At 40.4% G+C, this 19,892-nt stretch carries 17 protein-coding genes; 11 read left to right on the top strand and 6 right to left on the bottom strand.

The genetic code is table 11. The features are described 5' to 3' along the window. The 3 genes from FLL46_RS00305 to FLL46_RS00295 form a co-directional block, all read right to left on the bottom strand. Positions 1-1,260: a HEAT repeat domain-containing protein gene (locus tag FLL46_RS00305; protein ID WP_142891423.1), complete on the bottom strand. Its 1,260-nt coding sequence runs from the start codon at positions 1,258-1,260 to the stop codon at positions 1-3. A gap of 84 nt (positions 1,261-1,344) precedes the next feature. Next, on the bottom strand, positions 1,345-2,235 hold the full coding sequence (locus FLL46_RS00300; protein WP_142891422.1) for a hypothetical protein: 891 nt from the start codon (positions 2,233-2,235) through the stop codon (positions 1,345-1,347). Continuing rightward, entirely contained in the window at positions 2,219-2,833 is a 615-nt protein-coding gene (locus FLL46_RS00295; protein ID WP_142891421.1) for an RNA polymerase sigma factor, read from the bottom strand. The genes FLL46_RS00300 and FLL46_RS00295 overlap by 17 nt, the downstream gene beginning before the upstream one ends. A gap of 196 nt (positions 2,834-3,029) precedes the next feature. Between FLL46_RS00295 and FLL46_RS00290 the strand changes: the two genes are divergently transcribed. The 8 genes from FLL46_RS00290 (at position 3,030) to FLL46_RS00255 (ending at position 11,807) form a co-directional block, all read left to right on the top strand. Then, positions 3,030-3,299, top strand: a complete 270-nt coding sequence (locus FLL46_RS00290) for a MoaD/ThiS family protein (RefSeq protein ID WP_142891420.1) — start codon at positions 3,030-3,032, stop codon at positions 3,297-3,299. Between the two features lie 65 nt (positions 3,300-3,364). Further along, positions 3,365-4,516: a WD40/YVTN/BNR-like repeat-containing protein gene (locus FLL46_RS00285; RefSeq protein WP_142891419.1), complete on the top strand. Its 1,152-nt coding sequence runs from the start codon at positions 3,365-3,367 to the stop codon at positions 4,514-4,516. Positions 4,517-4,635: 119 nt separating this feature from the next. Then, positions 4,636-5,271: a DNA oxidative demethylase AlkB gene (gene alkB, locus FLL46_RS00280; protein WP_142891418.1), complete on the top strand. Its 636-nt coding sequence runs from the start codon at positions 4,636-4,638 to the stop codon at positions 5,269-5,271. Between the two features lie 299 nt (positions 5,272-5,570). Next, positions 5,571-6,137, top strand: coding sequence for a hypothetical protein (locus FLL46_RS00275; RefSeq protein ID WP_142891417.1), 567 nt, complete (start codon positions 5,571-5,573; stop codon positions 6,135-6,137). 2 nt (positions 6,138-6,139) lie between these two features. Continuing rightward, positions 6,140-7,897, top strand: a complete 1,758-nt coding sequence (locus FLL46_RS00270) for an OmpA family protein (RefSeq protein ID WP_142891416.1) — start codon at positions 6,140-6,142, stop codon at positions 7,895-7,897. Then, a complete protein-coding gene (locus tag FLL46_RS00265; RefSeq protein ID WP_142891415.1) occupies positions 7,894-8,403 on the top strand; it encodes a Rab family GTPase in 510 nt (169 codons plus the stop codon). The genes FLL46_RS00270 and FLL46_RS00265 overlap by 4 nt, the downstream gene beginning before the upstream one ends. A gap of 7 nt (positions 8,404-8,410) precedes the next feature. Further along, on the top strand, positions 8,411-10,630 hold the full coding sequence (locus tag FLL46_RS00260; protein ID WP_142891414.1) for a GGDEF and EAL domain-containing protein: 2,220 nt from the start codon (positions 8,411-8,413) through the stop codon (positions 10,628-10,630). A gap of 397 nt (positions 10,631-11,027) precedes the next feature. After that, complete coding sequence (locus FLL46_RS00255) at positions 11,028-11,807, top strand: coiled-coil domain-containing protein (RefSeq protein WP_142891413.1); 780 nt, start codon at positions 11,028-11,030, stop codon at positions 11,805-11,807. A 62-nt stretch (positions 11,808-11,869) separates the two neighbouring features. Here the strand turns inward: FLL46_RS00255 and FLL46_RS00250 are convergent, their stop codons facing one another. Then, positions 11,870-12,403, bottom strand: coding sequence for a Crp/Fnr family transcriptional regulator (locus FLL46_RS00250; RefSeq protein ID WP_142891412.1), 534 nt, complete (start codon positions 12,401-12,403; stop codon positions 11,870-11,872). Between the two features lie 83 nt (positions 12,404-12,486). On the opposite strand from FLL46_RS00250, the gene FLL46_RS00245 reads away from it, so the two are divergent. The 3 genes from FLL46_RS00245 to FLL46_RS00235 are packed head-to-tail and all read left to right on the top strand — an operon-like array spanning position 12,487 to position 14,350. After that, positions 12,487-13,239 carry an SDR family oxidoreductase gene (locus tag FLL46_RS00245; RefSeq protein WP_210418555.1) on the top strand — a complete coding sequence of 251 codons (753 nt, stop codon included), beginning with the start codon at positions 12,487-12,489 and terminating at the stop codon, positions 13,237-13,239. Between the two features lie 4 nt (positions 13,240-13,243). Further along, on the top strand, positions 13,244-13,684 hold the full coding sequence (locus tag FLL46_RS00240) for a DUF2141 domain-containing protein (RefSeq protein WP_210418554.1): 441 nt from the start codon (positions 13,244-13,246) through the stop codon (positions 13,682-13,684). A gap of 15 nt (positions 13,685-13,699) precedes the next feature. After that, the gene (locus FLL46_RS00235; RefSeq protein WP_142891411.1) at positions 13,700-14,350 is read left to right on the top strand and encodes a TVP38/TMEM64 family protein; all 651 of its coding nucleotides are present in this window, start codon (positions 13,700-13,702) and stop codon (positions 14,348-14,350) included. Positions 14,351-14,548: 198 nt separating this feature from the next. On the opposite strand, the gene FLL46_RS00230 is transcribed toward FLL46_RS00235, so the two are convergent. Then, positions 14,549-14,761, bottom strand: a complete 213-nt coding sequence (locus tag FLL46_RS00230) for a hypothetical protein (protein ID WP_142891410.1) — start codon at positions 14,759-14,761, stop codon at positions 14,549-14,551. A 434-nt stretch (positions 14,762-15,195) separates the two neighbouring features. Beyond that, positions 15,196-19,521, bottom strand: coding sequence for a hybrid sensor histidine kinase/response regulator transcription factor (locus FLL46_RS00225; protein WP_142891409.1), 4,326 nt, complete (start codon positions 19,519-19,521; stop codon positions 15,196-15,198). Positions 19,522-19,892 lie beyond the last annotated feature (371 nt).

The raw sequence follows: 19,892 nt of genomic DNA, 5'->3' as shown, positions 1-19,892 counted from the left end.
TTAATCCTCGTTGTCTAAAATCTTGGTAAAATAATCAATCGCATCATCGGAATCCATTACTGATAGTTTTTTTAGCGCTCGGCGCTTCAAATCTGGATCTTTTTCGACTTTTATCACATTGATAAGTCCTTTGGCATTTGACTGGATAAACAATGCCTTAATGATACCTTTCTTTACCGCTGCACTATCGCGCTGGGTATAAAGATTGGAAAGTATGTCTCCAGTCTCTTTGGCGTTAAAGTGTCCTAATTTTTCTACTGAATAGGTCAGTAATTCATCGTCCTTTTCAGTTTTTACAATTGATACTAAAGATTGATAACCTCTGCCAACTGATAAACTCTTAATAATTTGTTTTCGATAATCAGCAAATGCTTTGTCCTTGTACATATCCATTAAAACATCAGACTTTGACATGACGCCAATGAGCTTAATCGCCCTTCTCTTTAGCTTGGCATCTTGCTCTGTTCTTGCGATATCAACGAGTTCGTCACTACTCCCCGCCACCATAAAGCTTTGAAGTATTTTTCGCTTAACCTGATCACTTTCCACTTTAGGGTAAATATTTTGCAATAACGACAAAGCTCTTTTCGATCCGGAAATACCTAACGTCTCAACCGCATACTTCTGCAAAGTTTCATTGCTGTTGTCGGCCGCCAGCTCAGCGACAATATCAAAAGACTCTTGTCTGTTAGTTTGACTGAGCACAAATAATGCTCGCTTCTTGATCTTGTTAGAACTATTACCTTTAAGGATTTTTTTAAGAATTTGAGGTGCCTTTTCTGAAGATGAGTTCATCAGCGAATCAATGGCATAAAGCTTTAACTCGTCATTATCAACTTCTGCAACTTCTCCACTTTTTTCCTGGATTTCAATTTTTAAAGCACCGGCATCATCTTTCCATCGACTTTTGGGGTGTTCATTAGTTAATCGCTTTATTGTTTTTAATGCCTGTCGATTCTGATTGTTTTTAAACTGAGCATAGGCAAGCCAATAAAGAGCGGCATCTTGCTTTTTGTTTTCTTCTTTAGCTAAAGAAGAAAAAGTTTTTTGTGCCTCTTGCCATTCTTTATTATCAAGTTGCTGTTGACCTTTGGTATATAGTCTATCAGCGCTTGCTGCCAATACACTGCAGCTAAATAACGCCGTCGCTAAAAACAACGATAGCTTCTTCGTTACACTAACTTCATTATTGTGACTATATTTCTTCAAGCAGTTTACTTTCATCTTGTTTCCCACACTTCTAAAATCATTTTGTTTCATTCAATATTCTCCTCTTCTTTCCATTACTTTGACGAGGAACTTTTACGTCAGGTTTGGTTTAATGTTTATATTAATTAAAGCCACTCAAATAATTTCTTTATTCAGTTTTTTGTTGGTAACTCTTAGCTTAAATAGCAGGTCAGCGTTATCAACCCGGTCGCGAATATTTTGCCAATCGCTCGATGTTGCGCTTTTTTCAATATGATTAAGTTCCAGTAAAATTGATTCCATTTGCTGCAATACGCTGGCAAGCTGATTGTCTCCAGATTTTTCTGCAATTCGGCGATAGAGTCGATTTAACGCGACCAATTCTTCAATCACTTGTTGACGCTCTTCAATTTGTTCTGGCAAATCACCGTTACCATTACTCACCAGGGTGAATAAACGATCACTCATTTCTAAATGAGCGCTGACATTCGTAAGCATCACTCTGCGACTGGCCTGTTGATCAAATGCTATTTTTTTCGACGTTTGCTCCGCTTGCGTATTTTCGCTGTTTTGCGCGACTTGTTCTGAAATATCAGGCCCGGACACAGACATACGCCCCAGATAAAATACGCTAACCACCAACAGCAATGTGGCCATGACAGCACCGGCGGAGTTAGTCCAGCCTGTGGAAGAAACCCATTTAATCTGTTTTAACCAGGAAGCAAAGCCGCTCATCAATGTAGATTGGTGATCAGCTTTGTGATTAGCCTCGCTATTATCCCTTTCAGACTGTTTAGTTTGATTTTCAGCGCGCTTTTTTTGCTGGTCAGCAATATCATAGATGGACTCCATAATATTATGATTAAGGTCTGAATCAGGCTCGGTGACTTCAAGGTTCACTGAATTGTCTAAAAAGTCACATAACTCCGCATATTCCCGCTGTAATTGAACTGACTCAGTCAGTGCATTTCCCAAACTTTGCTGTTGTTCCTGCTCTAATTCTCCGTAATAAAACAGGATTAAATCTTCTTTATTCCACTGTTTCATAATCACCTACCTTGGGTTGCAAAATCTCCCTTAACCGCGCAACCGCTCTAAAGATACGGTTTTTAACCGTGTTAGGATTAACATCAAGGATCTGACTGATTTCTTCGATACTGCGTTCTTCATGGTGACGAAGCACAAATGCAATACGCACGTCATCACTTAACTGCATCAATGCACGCTGAGTTGTATGGCTCACATTAGCCAGCCAGGCAACATTTTCTGGTGTATTCCTGTCAGACGCTTCTAGTTGGTCTAAGTCAGGACTTTCATGCTGGCTGTGTCGCGCGTGTTTTCGCTGCAAATCAATTGCCGTGTTAACTGCGACCGAATAAAGCCAGGTACTAAATTTAGATTGCTCGTTGAAGCTGCCGATTTTGTGATAAATCTTGATGAAAACTTCTTGAACACAGTCTTCGGCATGCTCTTTATGGTTCAAAATTCGAAAGGCAGCCGAATAGATCCTGTGGCTGTAATACTCCACAAGCTCCTGAAAAGCCTGCAAATCTCCCGATTTTGCCTGTTTTATGATTTGTTCTTCATTTAGCATATACAGAGTATGACGGAGGAAACTTTGTTGGGTTTGCTTTTTTTTAAGCATTTTATATTAATTCAGCTACACCATTAGGTATTCTTGATCCCGATTGAATAAATACGCTTGGAGTTGCCACAGGAAACCGAGATAATCTAAACTCTAACTGACTTATTCATCTTAAGAGTAAAATCGGTATACAAGATCCTATGCATTGTCGATGCGGGATTAGGATACTGGTTTTGGATAAAGGTAAAAGCCAGCGATGCCCAAAGTCATTTTCACCGATAACCTGAAACGCCATATTGACTGCCCACCACAATTAGTCAATGGTGCTACTGTAAGAGAAACACTGGATCAAGTGTTTGAGCAGTTTCCACAACTCGGCTGCTATATTCTTGACGATCAAAGAAGGCTGAGAAAACACATTTTAGTGTCAGTTGATAATGTTTTCGTAGAAGATCGTGTCAATTTAACCGATTTAGTGAAACCAGATTCTGAAGTCTATGTTCTTCAAGCATTGTCCGGTGGATGATGAGCGAGGCTCACTGTGGATATTGTCTCGTTGAATAATCAAAATTAATTAACAGGAGAGGCCAAATGAATAACCCATCATCAACAGCATCTAATGACACCCTTGCATTAATTGCCACTCGCAAAGGGCTATTCAGATTGGATAACAATAAACAGATACATTTGGTCGACTTTATTGGTGTTCCAGTTTCAATGGTACTAAGTTCTGCGACTCACTCCCATTGGTACGCAGCCCTGGATCACGGTCATTTTGGCGTAAAACTACACCGCTCTGACAATTTTGGGGAAAGCTGGCAAGAAGTTTCAGCCCCCAGCTATCCTCAAACAGAGACCGAGGACACTGAATCTTCTGATGAAGCAACCGGTGAGACAGCTAAAGGAGAGACTGCCAAAGGAGATAGTCTGGAACTGATCTGGTCCCTCGCTTATGCAAATTCAGACAACCCCAAAGCGCTATGGGCCGGAACTATCCCTGGTGGATTATTTCTATCTGAAGACGGTGGGGAAAGCTGGCAATTTAATGAGTCATTGTGGCAATACAAGCAAGAACAAGGGTGGTTTGGTGGTGGCTTTGATCAAGCGGGAATTCACTCTATCTGCGTTCACCCCACCGATCCACAACAAGTCAAAATAGCCGTTTCTTGCGCAGGCGTTTGGGAAACTCAGGATTCTGGAAAATCCTGGGCCACTAAATCAAAGGGTATGCGAGCCGCCTATATGCCACCGGAACAACAGTTTGAGCCCAGTATTCAAGACCCACATCTGGTGGTTCAATGTCAAAGTTCACCGGAATTTTTATGGACGCAACACCACAACGGCATTTTTCGCTCAACTGACAACGCAGAAAACTGGCAGGAAATTACTGAAGTAAAGCCATCGGTATTTGGCTTTACTGTCGCCGTTCATCCCGACGATGGAAATACAGCCTGGTTTGTTCCTGCAGTGAAGGATGAGTGTCGTGTTCCCGTCGATAATCAACTGGTAGTTACTCGTACCCGAGACGGCGGAGAAACTTTTGAAGCTTTAACCAACGGTTTGCCGCAGGTTAATGCTTATGATTTAGTGTTTCGCCATGGACTCGACATCGATACAACGGGCAACCAATTGCTAATGGGTTCAACCACGGGAAATCTATGGCTGTCCGACGATCAAGGCGATAACTGGCAATGTCTGTCGAGTAATTTACCGCCGATTTATGCGGTCCAATTTATTAAATAACCTGAGTTTGGGACAAATGACAAACTTGAGGGCCAATAAATTATGACTTTGAATCACTAGTGGGAAACCACATAGTTACAAACAGTTCATCAAACTGGAAAGGAAAAAACTAAAACAAAATGAGTGATTTATTTTCACAATTGCGATCACCGCAAGAAGAAATTTATCCCGAAGTATTTGTGTTGGCGGATTTCGCAGACACCGGATCTTTACGTGAGGCAGTTTCGTCAGTGATCAGGAAAGCACCTTTCCGCAAAATGATGACTCCGATTGGTCATTACACAGGTATCCCGTTAACGAATTGCGGGAAATTTGGATGGGTTTCTGACATTCATGGTTATCGTTATCTAAGTAAAGATCCCCAAACCAACGGACCTTGGCCAGCCATGCCCGAAATTTTCTCAACGCTCGCATCAAGTGCAGCGGAACAAGTTGGATATCCAGGTTTTAAACCAGACGCCTGTCTTATTAATTGTTACGAGCTGGGAACAAAATTAAATGCACACCAGGACAAAAATGAAAAAGATTTCTCCTGGCCCATCGTTTCAGTTTCAATCGGGCTGCCCGCCGTCTTTCAAATATTTGGTAAAAAGCGCGAAGGAAAACCTTTTAATTATCAACTGCACGATGGCGATGTGATGGTGTGGGGCGGTAAATCCCGACTCATATATCACGGCGTTAAGACGATTAAACCAGATAACCAAAATCCATCCCTTCAGCAGAGAATTAACCTGACATTTCGCAAAGCTGGTTAGCTCAGTTTATTCACCAATACACCGACAAATTCAACAAACTATTTCCAAATTAAAATGATCGAGCCAGAGACAAGGATCCTACCTCTTAAATGCATTATTTCTTAAATTAATACACCCAGAGTCAGTTACGCTAACTACTGGATTTATATGAATAAATGGACTACATTAATCAATGGAGCGTATCGACAGCGAAGGTATCTCAATAACAACCTGACAAATCACAATCGTTATTGATTTAGACCATAAGCTTTTGATTAGGGCTTTTAGAGCCACCAAAGCAAAAAAGGACTGGGATAAGGATGAGTAAGCAAGCAACAAAAGCGGCCGCAACAAAAACGACGGCCGGGTCAAGCAAAAGAAAAAAAACACAAAATGGTCCAGAAGAAAAATTATTGGCCATTCGAGATCTTCTTTTTGGTGAACAAGTCGCTCAACTTGAATCTTCCATCAATGACCAACACAAACAACTTAGCCGCAGATTAGATAATCTTGAATCGTTAGTTAAGAAAAAAACCGAACAAATTAACAAAAAGATACAAGCCACAGCCGATCAAATTAATGATCTGATGGAAAACAATCGCCTTGAACATGTTAGTCAGGAAAGTATTCTTGAAGAAAAACTCAGCGCCCTAACGAAATCTCTTAATGAGTTTCAACAACTAACCGAAAATGGATTCGGCGATGCACAGAGCGAACTAAACAGCGCTTCAAAAGCGATTTACCGCTCGATAGATAAAGAAGTGAAAAAACTGTCAGATAAAATTGATAAAAAATCTAAAGAGCTCAGTAATAATAAAGCTGATCGCAAAACCTTAGCAACAATGCTCGAAAGTATGGCCGTGAATCTCAATCAAAGCCAGGTCTAACCATGGTTGAAAGACAATCTGCGGCAAAGAAAATCGACAATGGTCGCGAGGATACCGATGAATACCAACGTCTTCGCACTTTGCTGCTTGGAGACGAATATGAACAGGTTATTCGTCATCGAATTACCCAGGGCGATATTCAACGGGTAGCCAATGTTCTGAGCGAAGCTTTCCACGAACGAAATTCAAAAGACCAGTCACTCGCATCGGAGATGTCCCCGGTAATAGAATCTGCAATCGATACTTCCATCAAGAACAACCCTTCGCGTATTACCAATGTTATATTCCCCATTATAGGTCCAGCGGTTCGCAAAGCCGTCGCGAGTGCACTGGCAGATATGATGCACTCTTTAAATCATTTACTACAGCAAAGTCTCACTGCCCAAGCGTTAATCTGGCGAATAAAAGCCTGGCGTTTGGGTGTTCCCTACGCGCAGTATGCGATTTTGCAAACCATTCAGTATCGCGTTGAACAAATATTTTTGATTCATAGAGAAACTAGTCTGCTACTTCAGTCCTGTAGCGCAGAGGGAGTCAGCTATCAAGATCCTGACCTTGTGTCTTCAATGCTGACAGCAATAACAGATTTTGCTTCGGATTCTTTTAATCAGGAGTCAGATTCACTCAATGTTATTCAATTCGGCGAGCTCACTTTACTCATTGAATCTGGGCCCTTTGCAATTTTAGCTTTCGCAGTGCGAGGTGCTATAACTAGCGAAGTGAAGCAGCGCATTATTGAACTCATCGAAAACATCCATACAAGATATGCTTCCCAGCTGGAGCATTTTGATGGTGATATAACGCCTTTTGAAGAATGTCACTCGACATTGACCGGCGCTCTGATGCAAAAGAAGAAAGTTAAAGCGCCGCAAAAACCCTGGCTAGCTATTAGCCTGGTATCAGCGGCAACCCTGGTCGCATTATTTTTTGGTTACCAGCACTGGCAGCAAGTAAGAACGGTTGAACAGTTTATTTCAGAAGTTGAGCAAGAGCCGGGCTATCAGCTACTCGGCTATCGAATTTCAGATAACCAGTTAGTTGTTAACACCTTACGATCGCCTTCGGCAATTTCAGTTGAGGATATGAAAGCCAGAATGACTGCACCAGAAATAAAGGTCAAGATCATCGAAAAAGTTGCTGCAATTGAAAACCCTAATTATTTTCTTCCGACTCTGACGCAAAAATATGGACTCGATCTAAAATTTGAATTCATTGACAATAATCGGATATTAAGTGTGACAGGAAAAACAACGCCTGAAAATCTACAACAGCTAAAACAAGACCCTATGGCCACCGCGCTCTTCGATCAAATTACCACGGACAATCTAGTCATTCTTGAGCCTGAGCCTGAACAACTCGCCTATCAAAGGCAATTCCGAGCACTAGTCAACGATATTAACAATCAGTTTTTTTACTTTGAATCCGCAACAACACAACTCAAAGAATCGAGTCGAAAACACCTTGAGCAAACAATCGTTGATTTGAAGTCACTCGTTAACCTTCAACAAAAATCTCAACTAAGTGTTTTACAAATTACCGTCTCAGGCTATGCTGATGGAAAAGGAACAAACGAAGCAAATCAAATTTTGAGCGAACAACGAGCAAACTTAATTAAATCAATACTTCAAGCCAACGGTATTGAAAATGAGCTAATTATTAGCTGGGGCTTAGGGGTAAAGGATCTTGAAAAAGTTCCTTTAGAACGTCAACGAAGAGTCGGCATACAGGTTCTCTATCAAGAATATGGAGCAAACCAATGATCTCTAAAAAGATTTGTATGGTCGGCGCATTTGCAGTTGGCAAAACCAGTTTGGTCAGACAGTTTGTTGAAAGCATTTTTGATGAAAAGTACCACACGACCATTGGGGTCAAAATAGACAAGCGCCAAGTCAGTGTTAAGGACAAGATGGTTCAATTAATGCTTTGGGATATTGAAGGCGTCGATGTTTTTACAGAATTTAAACCTTCTTACCTGAGGGGAGCAAGCGGTGTAATCATCGTCGCCGATAGCACCCGTCCAAAAACAATAGAAGTAGCAAAACAAATTAAACACGAAGTTGAGCTGACACTATCAAACGCGCAGTTTTTACTTCTGATTAATAAAAGTGATCTGGCTGCCAAATGGCAACCAACGGAAAATGATTTAATACATTTAGATATTGATTCAAACAACATTTTCAATACTAGCGCCAAAACGGGAAGCAACGTGGAAAAGGCTTTTCGGCGGATAGCGGAACTTGTACTTGATACGCAGGTTAACGGATGATCGAATTATGGCAGAGCAAGTTAATAAGGATAGTTCTAGCAGTAAAAAATCTAACGAAGGTAACCCTGACTCCGGTGAATTAGCGAGTAACATCCTGAATCAGTTGGATATTGCCGCGTTTTGCTGGACCGATCAGGGCTTCTTCAATAGTATTGGTACGCCCCCCGATTGGTTCATTGAGCTTTACCAGAAGAAAACCCGTGCGATTAAACCCGAATATCACGAGTTTTATCTCGGAGTGAGTTTCCCTTTTATCGAAAACTTCCTGTTTGATGCAGAGCAAATATGGGCAGAACATGCCAACAAAAACTTGCGCTCTGGGTTATGGACGGAAACCGTCAACGATTTTAGCGAACTCTACCTTGAAGCCGTCGCCATGAACGCCAATAAAGTGCCCATTTTATTGTTGATGAACGAAACCACCAATTTCGAAATTCGACACAAAGTTTTTCAAAACGCTAGAAATCTTGCCTTAAAGAATGAGCAATTAGAAAACTCCATCCAACAACACCAACGGGAACTTCAGAAACAACTGGAAAAAATTTATAACCCAAGCTCTTCGTCCAATGAGCTCAGCTCAGAACTTGAAGAAGAAACCACGGCGATAATGATCTGCAAACAGGATGGTGACGTCGAACTATATAATAAAGCCTTAATTGATATCTATTCTTTGTCAGCCAAAGAAGAATTAAAACGTCAATCGTTACTTGATCAATGGATTAAGGAAGCCGAAAAGCAATATCCGGAAATACATCGCGTCATTAAAAGCGGCAACCAGTGGGAAGGTGAATTTGAAACGGTTGATGTCAATACCGAGAAGAAGTGGGTTCGCCTGATGATCGCTCCACTAGTTAATGAAGACAACCAAATAGCAAGGTACATCTGTATTGCCAATGATATCAGCAGCATCAAGCTTTCAGTATCTGAAATAGAGAAGCTCACTCAAATAGACCCGACAACACATCTCCCCAATCGCCAAAGTTTCTGGAAAAAACTGGCTGAAGAAATTGATAACTGTCGGCAAAGCGGTGAAAGCCTGGCACTCATGTATCTTGACCTTGACCACTTTAAACAGGTTAATGATGACCTTGGTCCCAAGCAAGCCGACTTTCTGCTAAATACAGTGGCCACACGTTTAAAAAGATGCCTCAAGAAATGCGACTATGTGGCTCATTTAGGCGGCGATGAATTCGCAGTAGTCATCTGTAATTTTTCAGATCAGCAAGCACTGGCCAATATTGCGCAAAGAATAAAAGACAACTTATATCGCGATGTATCTTTCAGTGATTTCACGCTGAATGTTAGCGCCAGTATCGGTATCGCCGTTTATCCACAACACGGAATCAAACCCAGATTGTTGGTCAAAAGCGCTGACTATGCGATGTATCACGCAAAAGAGATGGGAAGAAATCAATTTCAATTCTCCAGCCCTTACAGTAAACGTCGCATAAAACAGAAACTCTACATTGAGCAAGGTTTGAAAAGTGCTTTGGCCAACAATGAGTTTAAGCTACTGTATCAACCGCAAATTAGCGTAGGCAAATCAACCGAACATCGAATTGAAGCGCTAATCCGTTGGATGCACCCCACTCAGGGTTTGGTAACGCCGGCAGACTTTATCTCGATTGCCGAAGAGTCAGGGATCATCATAGATATCGGCAAGTGGGTACTCAAATCAGCCTGCGAACAAATCAGCATTCTCAGAAATGCCGGGATATACACAAAAATATCAATTAATGTTTCACCCAAACAGTTTAAATACTCAGATCTAACCGAAGATGTGCGCTCGACCTTACAAGAGTTCAAAATCGATCCATCACAATTAGAAATTGAAGTAACCGAAAGTATTTTTGTAGAAGAAATGGATGACGTTATCAAACAACTCGAAGCGTTAAGGGCGTTGGGTGTTTCAATATCACTAGATGACTTTGGCACAGGTTACTCGTCTCTGAGCTATTTAAAACGACTGCCATTAAACATATTAAAAATAGATCGAAGCTTCATCAGCGAACTTCCAAACAACAAGCACAGCCAGACCATTGTTGAATCAATTATACGGATGGCCCATCAACTCTCTATCCAGGTGATCGCCGAAGGCGTCGAAAATCAGGCACAGTTAGATTATTTGAAAAAGCTAGACTGCGATTTCGTGCAAGGATACCTGTTCTCAATCCCGCTAGAAACCCGGGAGTTATTTACACTATATCAGTCATTATCTGTGCAATAACTCTATAAAGCATTGATGTGATGAGAGACTCAATCAAATTAACTCCAATTACTTGAATATGCCTGTTTCAGAGCTTGGTCAGAAAGCTTGAGTAAGCCATTAAAATAACACCGAGTTCCTAATTTCAGAAGAATCCTGATCAAACTTGAAAATAGAGAAATTGCCATGTCTAAGGCCCTTCAGGTGAATAAATTGGTATTCGGAGTCTGCTGGACGTTAGTCATTGGTGGCTATAAAAACCAACTTTATATAACCCAAAACCCCCATCAATCTTTAAGAAGGATAAAAGAATGAAAAAATCCCTTGAAAAACGCCGTAATTTGCCTTATTTACTAGATTTTTATCACTATTCTTTAGTATTATACGGCGCGGAAAAATGACCCCACAGGAGAATCAATTGGAACAACCCGATTTGGAACTACAGCTAAAAGTGTGGAAAGAGCTGGCAATCAGTAAACAGGTACTGATGCAAACAGCGACTAAAGCACTCAATCTTAAAGAAGATTGTAGCACTGAAGAGCTAGAAAAAGCTCTTACAAAAACGATTAACCAGGCTAACGTCGCCGAAACCGAGCTCAGCGAATTTCGTACAAAAGCCGACGCAGAGATTGAAGCATTAAAAGCGAAGCTGGCACAGAGTGAACAAGCTAATGCAGAATTGATCGCCGAAAGAGACCAAGCTCTAAACGGCAAGCAGGCAGCCGAAGACAAAACCGCTGCTGGAAAAGTTGCGAATGCAGAAGAACTGAAAAAGCTGAAATCGCAACTGACAGATAAGCAAAAAGAAATTAAGCAAATTACCAAGATTCTCGCTGATACGCCTGAAAACGTGGTAAAGAAAATGAAAGCGCTCAAAAAAGAGAAGATGGACGAAGCGAATGACCGTAAGCGCGCTGAAGAAAACAGCAGGTCTTTACGTAAAGATAAGCAGAAATTTGAGCAAGATTTAAAAGAGACTCAAGCAGTCTTAGAAAAAGCTTCAGAAGAAATTGGCAAGTATCGTGAATTGCATCAATTAGCTAACGAGCAGTACAACCAGCTAGCAGAAAAGGTTGAAGATAAAGACTCAATAGCAGCTATTCCAGCAATTAATGAAGAAGTATTAGAAGCCATTGAATCTGCAGCATCGCAAGAAAAAGATAAAAAGAAAGACAAAAAAGCAAAGAAAGATAAATAAATCAATTTGCTAATTCTAAAAAAGGCCAGTAAGAACTTTCTTACTGGCCTTTTTTAATTGCATCAATTCATATTGAGTAAACGCTTTTTAATTCGGCTAAGCGCAACAGGAGTAATCCCCAGATAACGAGCAATATCATTTTGAGTGACGGCCTCAATTAGCTGTGGTGAAGTTTCGCAGAGCTGGCGGTAACGCTCTTCGGCAGGCAGAGATAACAACTCATATTCACGCCGTTCCTTTTTCATTGATAAACTCAATAAAATCTCTATCACCTTTCGTGCCATGTCATGTGATCGACGAGTAGCTTCTTCAATACAGTCGAAGGGTATTTCGATCAGTTGTGACTCCTGTAAAGCAACAAGGCTGAACGAACACTGCTCTTTTGTGTAGGCCGCTGTCAGACTCGTAATTGTATTTCCAGAAAGGATAAAAGACTTAACACTTTCTCTTCCATCTTCGAGAACATAATAGGCTTTTAGCAAGCCGGACCGTAAAAAGTAGAAATTATCATTGCTTTCTCCCTGCATAAAGACATGTTCGTGCTTTTTGAAAATTACCTGTTTTCCATTTTCTTGAATAAAGCTATCAAAATTCATTTTTATCTCTATTTTTAACCGAGGTTAACGCAACACAAAAAACCACGTTTTACAATTCATAAAAAATACAATGAGAACTAAACATGCTTTTTACTCGTTTTATGGAACTTAAAAATAAAACCATTGTGATTACTGGCGGCACTTCCGGTATTGGCTACCAGATGGTACGTTTATTAAGTCCACATAATACTATTATAGTTGTGGCTCGTTCTGAAAAAAACTTGAAAAAGCTTCTAGAAAAATTTCCCGGAATTAAAACTTTTCCAGCAGATCTTTCAAAGCCAGAAGTGTATGAAACGCTTGCAGCTCAGATTATGAAGGAGCATCCAAAAATTGATGCGCTTATTAATAATGCGGCTATCCAACATACTCCAACTTTTTTAGACAATGATTTTGCCTATGAATCCATTGTCAGTGAGATTAACCTCAATTTTACATCCGTTTGTTCACTAACTTATTTGCTATTACCAGCTTTAAAAAATGGTAACACAGAATCGGTTATCGCCAACATCAATTCAGGTTTAGCGCTGGCACCTAAAATAAGTTCTGCTGTTTACTGCGCCACCAAAGGCGCAATGAATACATTTTCTCAAAGTTTGAGCTATCAGCTTGAACATACCAACATCCGTGTAATGCAGATGTTTTTACCATTGGTTGATACCCCAATGACCACAGGGCGCGGCAAGGGCAAAATTTCCGCACAACAAGCTGCCACAGATATCCTTTTGGAAATCGAAAAAGGAGTAAAGGTGGGAAATATTGGCAAAGTAAAATTACTACGTATTTTGCTGGTAGCAGTCCCCTGGCTTGCGCGCAAAATCATGAAAGGAGTTTAATAATATGAAACCTAGAATTCGTAAAACAATTTATGGAGGGTTAATGACTGCTATGCTTTCAAGTCCGATATTAGCGAAAGATTTGACTATACGTGTCAGCGATATTGATGTCACACGCCCAGGTAATATTATGGTCATGTTATATTCAAAAGATGGTTATCCAAAGAATCACGCAAAGGCAGTCTCCACGCAAAATAAACCTGCGGAAAACAAAACGCTTGAATTTATCTTTAACGTTGATATTAGTGAATTTGCGATCAAGGTTTTGCATGATGAAAATATGGACGGCAAGGTTTCAAAAAATTGGACGGGATTTATCCCTGCTGAAGGTCTTGGTTTTTCTAATGGCGCGAAATTAAATTTTGGACCACCGTCTTTTAAAAAATCAAAACTTGAGCTTTCAGAGGCAGAAGATGTGATTAACATCTCTGTTATTTATCCATAAAAAGGGAGTCTAGTGATGAAGGCTCTTTTGAAAGTTATGTTTACATTAGCACTTTTTTTTGCGCTCACTTTCGTTATTCTCAAAGCAACAGGACTTATTACAGTTGAAAAAATAAAATTCTGGTTAGAGGAGGCAAAAAACACCGATCCTCTTTATGTCGCAGCCATCATAGTCGCATTGCTGTTCGCTGATTTGTTTGTGGCAGTACCTACACTTACCGTAATAATACTGGGAGGATATTTTCTCGGTCCTGCAGCTGGTGCTATCTCTGCGATTATTGGACTCTTTTTTGCGGGAATATGCGGCTTTGGTTTAAGCGCTAAGTTTGGCGAAAAGCTGGTTAGCTTCCTTATCAAGGATCGAGATAAACGGGACAAAGCCATGGAAACTTTTCAGAACCACGGCCCTGTTGTTATTTTACTTTCCCGAGCAGTCCCAATATTACCTGAAGTCAGTGCTTGTATGGCCGGCATGACCCGCATGCCATTTATTAAATTTCTGTTGCTTTGGCTGCTCAGTACAATACCTTATGCCACTATTGCGTCATATGCTGGCTCAATTAGCACCTTCGAAAATCCCTCCCCCGCTCTATTTACCGCTATTGGTTTAACGATTTTTCTCTGGAGTGTTTGGTTTGGATTTCATCGATTTGTAAATGGTAAATAATTTCTCAACAGTTCCAAAGTCTTACAGAGCTTAATTCGAAAAGCCTATGAAAATCAGAGTGTTGTTTATTTACTCTCACTCGAGCAGCCTGAAAATCAGCTTACGTAGTTGAATCAGGCTTTGCTCGAAAGGTATTTAAAAGATGTGGAGTGCGAAAGCACTCGTTTTGTAGCTTGTTGAATGTTTAATACTAACGACTTAGTGCGCTCTTTCCTGCCCAACTCGTTTATTGTCATTTAAGATAAAATTAAGTTGTGCATTTTCTTCTTCAGTCAACCCAAAGATCTTACAAGGCATTTCTGTGGATTCCGCCAGAATTTCTTCTTCCTGAGACTCAACGGACTCTTGTACACGACACGAACATTGTCTCAATAACCTGCTACTCTTGAATGGTCTTACAAATAATTTCATTTTGGCTTCCCTTATTACCGCATATCATGCTTCAAAATAAAAATAAGAATCTCTACCTCTAAAGTGAGTGTTCACAATCTTTGCCTTTAATCTATCTCAAAGTGAACTTTTTGATATTTCACCGGATTGGCTCAATAAAAATTCGCTGATCACAGGCTTGGAGCTAGAAAGTATAAACTTCCATAAATTTTGCCTTGTTGGAAATAAATCTGATTGTTTCCAACAATAATGTCACTGAAATCCAAGTATTTCGCAGTGGCTGTCAGTCAGTTTCAACCAAACCAACAACCAAGAAATAACAAAGTGAGATAATTAATTTGAAATAAAATTAAAATTTACAAATCTGAGCCACCAGAATTGTCAAAGAATAACTGGAAAAGCGTAAACAGGATTATGGAATGAATAAATCAATACAGGGAATTTCTTCCCAGTTTCTACCCAACTACATTGGTATCTGAACTGTCGATTTCAGTGGTGACAGTATTTTTTCGATACTCTTTATAGTATTGAGATGGCGACTGACCATACTCGCTTTTGAAACATCGAATAAAATACTCTTGTGAAGAAAAGCCTATGTTCTGAAAAACAACGCCGGACTTTAAACCTTGCTCGATTAACAAACGCCCTTTTTCCAGCCTGAGCCGACGTAATACTAATGCTGGTGTATGACTAAGGAAAGAATCAAGTTTACGACGCACTCGTCTTTGTTCCATATAAACTCGACTCGCCAGGTCTGCCACAGGGTTGGTGAATTTGGGATCTTTATAATCACTTTGAATAAGCTCGCCAAACTCATTCATCAGCTTAATGTCTTTTTGTTCAAAAAATGGGAACTCAGATTGACTAATGGCCTTATTTTCAATGAGATATTGCTCAACCTTCGCTTTCGCGAATGATTGAATATCAAGCGCTTCATTCACCGCCTTTTCAATATCATACTCATTAAACGGCTTGTTAAAGTAATGTATCGCACCGGCCGCAATAGCCTTATCCTGAGCCTGTTGATCACCGGCCGCAGTGACCAAAATAACCGGGATATGACTTATTCTGGGGTCTGCTTTGAGCTCTTTTAGCATTTTTTGCCCGCTCATCTTGGGCATCATCACATCGCTAATAATTAAATCCGGCAAAAGCTCCCTGGCCAAGGACAACCCATCCTGACCATTGTATGCCTGAAAGCAAGAATAACTCTTAGAAAAAGACTCAAGGATGAACGCGCTCATGTCTCTATCATCTTCTACAATCAACAGTTTAGGTTGTCCGTCATTGGCTTTATTTTTTTCCAGTTTGCCGTTTTTAAGATCGTGAAAAGACCAGTTCATCTTATCCAGACTTTCTGTTAGCTTGGTAATAGTGGATACCTGGTTTTTGGTATTTGCACTCATTGCGCCTTTAATACCATCTAAAGCAACATACTCTGCTTCAGGCTTTGGCAGCAAAACGACAAACTTAGACCCTTCATTAACCTTGCTGGAAACGGCTATTCCACCATCATTTCTTTGTACTATTTCTTTGACTAAAGCAAGGCCCACTCCTGTTCCTTGCTGATCTAATGCGGCATCAAGACGAACCCCTCGTTCAAAAATCAATTGTTGGCTTTTCTCGGGTATCCCTATGCCGCTATCAGAAACTTCTAACAGAACCTTATTGCCCAGATGCCTTACCTTTACCGATACCTCACCATCGGCCGGCGTATACTTAATCGCATTTTCTAACAGATTAATTAAAACTCTCTCGAAGGCTTCGGGCTCAGCCAATATTTCTAGTCCATGTTCAATATTAACTGAGAGCTTAAGCTTTTTACTGATAAATACTCTTTCAAAATCCTCTACCAATTCTTGCGCAATGGTCGTCACGTCACACACCACTTTGCCCGAGAGATCAGCATCTAGTGAAAGTGAAAATGAAACCAGCGAATCGACATCTTTTTGTAGCCTGAGTGCATTTCGTTTAACCCGATGCAACTCAGCCCTTGAAACGACCTTCTGTTCAAGTAATCTGTCGATGGGACCAAGAATCAAGTTAAGTGGCGTTTTAAGAGAGTGAGAAATATTTTGTGAGAACTGTAAATTAAGTTGGTGCAGTTGATGAATGTAGTCACTTTTCTGCTTGATTTCGTCCGTTCTACTTTTAATTTGAATTTCAAGTGCTGCAGCGCGCTTGTTGGGAAGAATGGTAAGACGATAAAAAACAAAAGTCAGTAAAAGTATACCGAGCACCATGTAAGCCAACTTCATTTCTTCATAAAACCACCAGGGCGGAAGAATTTTAATATCCAGGCTGATCCCTTGCTCATTCCAAATACCACTCTTATTCGCCGCTTTTACCCTTAACGTATAATCCCCAGCGGGAATATTGGTATACACGGCATTGCGATTTTTATAATTAGTATAAATCCAGTCCTGATCCCAGCCTTCAAGTTTGTAAGCATATTGATTTCTGCCAGGACTGATAAAGTGAAGCGCAGCAAACTCTACCGAAAATAATTTTTCTTCATGGGTCAAAGTAATTTGTTGGGTCGCATGAATCGCTTTGGTTAAAATTACTCGTTGACCTTCACTATCGTGATTAGCGTTATCACGACCGTTCCCTGCACTTACGCCTTCGGCAGCCTCAATGACTTCCTGATTGATGACAGGTACACTTTGGTTAAATATTCTAAAATCAGTAAAAGCTAAACTTGGCGCCCGTTCATTTGAGATAACCTGTTGAGGAAAAAACCGGTTAAATCCATTACTCCCCCCAAAAAACATCTCGCCCGATCGACTCTTAAAATAAGCCCCCTGGAAAAACTCGTTACCTTGTAAACCATCTTCTTCAGTGAAGTTTTTAAACGAAACTAATTCGGGATTAAATCGGGAAATCCCACGGTTAGTGCTTATCCACAAATTTCCCTCTTCATCCTCCAGAATTCCACTGATAACATTACTGGGAAGTCCATCGGTCTCCCGGTACTGAGTGAACTTCTTTTCTTTTTCATCGAACAGATTGAGCCCACCACCATGAGTACCAACCCAGATCCGACTCTTCTTATCCTGATGAATAACTATCACACGATTAGCACTCAAACTACCCGGCGTATTTTTATCATATCGGTAGCTTTCGGATTTTTTCAATCGAGGATCGAAACGAATGAGACCGCCATCCTGAGTTCCAAACCAGAAATTTCCTCGTCTATCCTGTAAAATATCGAACACACTATTGCTGGCTAAAGCAGGTGCACCTTCAAAATTTCGTTTAAACCCTTGTTGTCTATCAAGAATTTTATTGACGCCGGAAGTGGTCCCAACCCATAAATCTCCTTGCAAATCTTTGTACAACACCATTACGCCGTCGTCGCTCAAACTATTCGGGTTGTTCTTGTCATTCCGGTAATGCTCAAACCGGTCGGCCTGCCGATCATAACGACTTAATCCGTGACGATAATTTCCAAACCAGAGATCACCGTTACTATCTTCGGAGATAGTGCTTATACTGTTGGCGCCAACAGAATCCTGTGGTTCAACATCACTAAAATAATGATGGAATATGCCTTGTTCGGGGTCATAACGATTCAAACCATCAAAAGTACCTACCCAGACAGTTCCATTTTGATCCTCGTAAATTGAGCGAACAAAATTACTACTCAAACTGTTCGACTCATTGATATTCTTTCGAAAGTGATTAAACTTTTCTCCACTAGGTACTATCCGGTTTAATCCCGCCTCAGTACCAACCCAGATTACTCCCTGCCTGTCTTGATAGATGGCGCGCACAATATTGTTGTTTAAACTTTTTTGATCGCTCTCATCGTATTGATAACGAAAGACTTCTCTAGTCTGATGGGAGAGATAAGTCATGCCGCCTCCCAGCGTGCCGTAGAGAATGTTTTTATGATTATCAATAAACAGTGACTTAATAAAATAGTTGGGGACATCACGCGTGAGTTCGTTACTAAACTCGCCTGATTTTGGGTTAAACTGATGGAGTCCTGTACTCGTGGTGCCAACCCAAATAATGCCCTCTTCGTCTCTGACTAATTTGGTTATGGCATCTTCGGTTGGACGAGGGTAATAGGTGAATTTCCCAGATTCTGGGTCAAGACGGCTTAATCCTGACTCAGATGTTCCTATCCATAAAAACCCCTGTGGATCTTCAATTATGTCGTATACGATATCGCTTGCAAGACTTTCAGGGTTACGTGGCTGGTGTCGATAACTCTTTATTTCATCAGTGACGGGATTTAGCCAGTTAATGCCACCACCCTCAGTGCCAATCCAGAGCATCCCAAATTTATCTTCATGGATGGAGGTGACTTTATCATGGCTTAAACTATTCGGATTATTTTTGTCATGGAGATAGACCTTAAACTGTTCAGTTTCCGGAGAAAAACGATTCAACCCAAGATTTGTCGCAATCCATAACATCCCTTGTTTATCTTCAACAATATCATAAATAACAGCACCAGAAAGTCCGTCAGCTTTATCGGGGTTGTGTCTGAATTGTTTGAAACTATAACCATCATAACGATTAAGCCCATCCGCGGTTCCTACCCACAGAAAGCCTGTTTTGTCCTGAATAATACTGATGATTCGGTTATCGCTTAAACCGTCGTCCGACGACAAACGGTTAAACTTTAAGCTGACTTTACCTGAATGATGTGCCTTAGTGTGAAGTGAATAGGCATCAAAGGAAAAAGAGCATACCAATAACAAACAAAATGTCAGTTTTGTCTGCACTAACTTATACCAGAACATCTCCTTTTTTTTCCACCAACTCACTGCTAGTACCCTGAATATATTTATAATAATTAATATAATATTTTTATTGACGCTTTAAATGAGAACAATCATCACACCGGTTTTAATTCTCAACATCTTCACAGACCGGTTAAAGAGTGCTGTAAGCCTCCAGTAAAACAGCGCGCCCAATAATCGCAAATGATAATAATTTACGACTCAATCCTCACAGAATATTCTTGCGAATAAGGATGGTCAAATAAAAAATCATTTTTCATCTCAATAGCGTAATAGCTAGAACAAAAAAAACTAAAGACCGAGTGCTGGAATAAGTTACCGCGATAAATAAGCGCAATGGTAATATCGATAAATATATTTTAGTTACCCGTTTGATATGGCGAACTTATAATTTA

It is taken from the genome of Aliikangiella coralliicola, assembly GCF_007004725.1.
Lineage (GTDB): Bacteria > Pseudomonadota > Gammaproteobacteria > Enterobacterales > Kangiellaceae > Aliikangiella > Aliikangiella coralliicola.
The sequence above is the reverse complement of the archived record's forward strand: the minus strand, read 5'-3'. Positions and strand labels throughout refer to the sequence as shown.

Coding starts and splice junctions, on each gene's coding strand:
- FLL46_RS00305 (WP_142891423.1), bottom strand. CDS start 1,260: ATGAAACAAAATGATTTTAGAAGTGTGGGAAACAAGATGAAAGTAAAC.
- FLL46_RS00300 (WP_142891422.1), bottom strand. CDS start 2,235: ATGAAACAGTGGAATAAAGAAGATTTAATCCTGTTTTATTACGGAGAA.
- FLL46_RS00295 (WP_142891421.1), bottom strand. CDS start 2,833: ATGCTTAAAAAAAAGCAAACCCAACAAAGTTTCCTCCGTCATACTCTG.
- FLL46_RS00290 (WP_142891420.1), top strand. CDS start 3,030: ATGCCCAAAGTCATTTTCACCGATAACCTGAAACGCCATATTGACTGC.
- FLL46_RS00285 (WP_142891419.1), top strand. CDS start 3,365: ATGAATAACCCATCATCAACAGCATCTAATGACACCCTTGCATTAATT.
- alkB (WP_142891418.1), top strand. CDS start 4,636: ATGAGTGATTTATTTTCACAATTGCGATCACCGCAAGAAGAAATTTAT.
- FLL46_RS00275 (WP_142891417.1), top strand. CDS start 5,571: ATGAGTAAGCAAGCAACAAAAGCGGCCGCAACAAAAACGACGGCCGGG.
- FLL46_RS00270 (WP_142891416.1), top strand. CDS start 6,140: ATGGTTGAAAGACAATCTGCGGCAAAGAAAATCGACAATGGTCGCGAG.
- FLL46_RS00265 (WP_142891415.1), top strand. CDS start 7,894: ATGATCTCTAAAAAGATTTGTATGGTCGGCGCATTTGCAGTTGGCAAA.
- FLL46_RS00260 (WP_142891414.1), top strand. CDS start 8,411: ATGGCAGAGCAAGTTAATAAGGATAGTTCTAGCAGTAAAAAATCTAAC.
- FLL46_RS00250 (WP_142891412.1), bottom strand. CDS start 12,403: ATGAATTTTGATAGCTTTATTCAAGAAAATGGAAAACAGGTAATTTTC.
- FLL46_RS00245 (WP_210418555.1), top strand. CDS start 12,487: ATGCTTTTTACTCGTTTTATGGAACTTAAAAATAAAACCATTGTGATT.
- FLL46_RS00240 (WP_210418554.1), top strand. CDS start 13,244: ATGAAACCTAGAATTCGTAAAACAATTTATGGAGGGTTAATGACTGCT.
- FLL46_RS00235 (WP_142891411.1), top strand. CDS start 13,700: ATGAAGGCTCTTTTGAAAGTTATGTTTACATTAGCACTTTTTTTTGCG.
- FLL46_RS00230 (WP_142891410.1), bottom strand. CDS start 14,761: ATGAAATTATTTGTAAGACCATTCAAGAGTAGCAGGTTATTGAGACAA.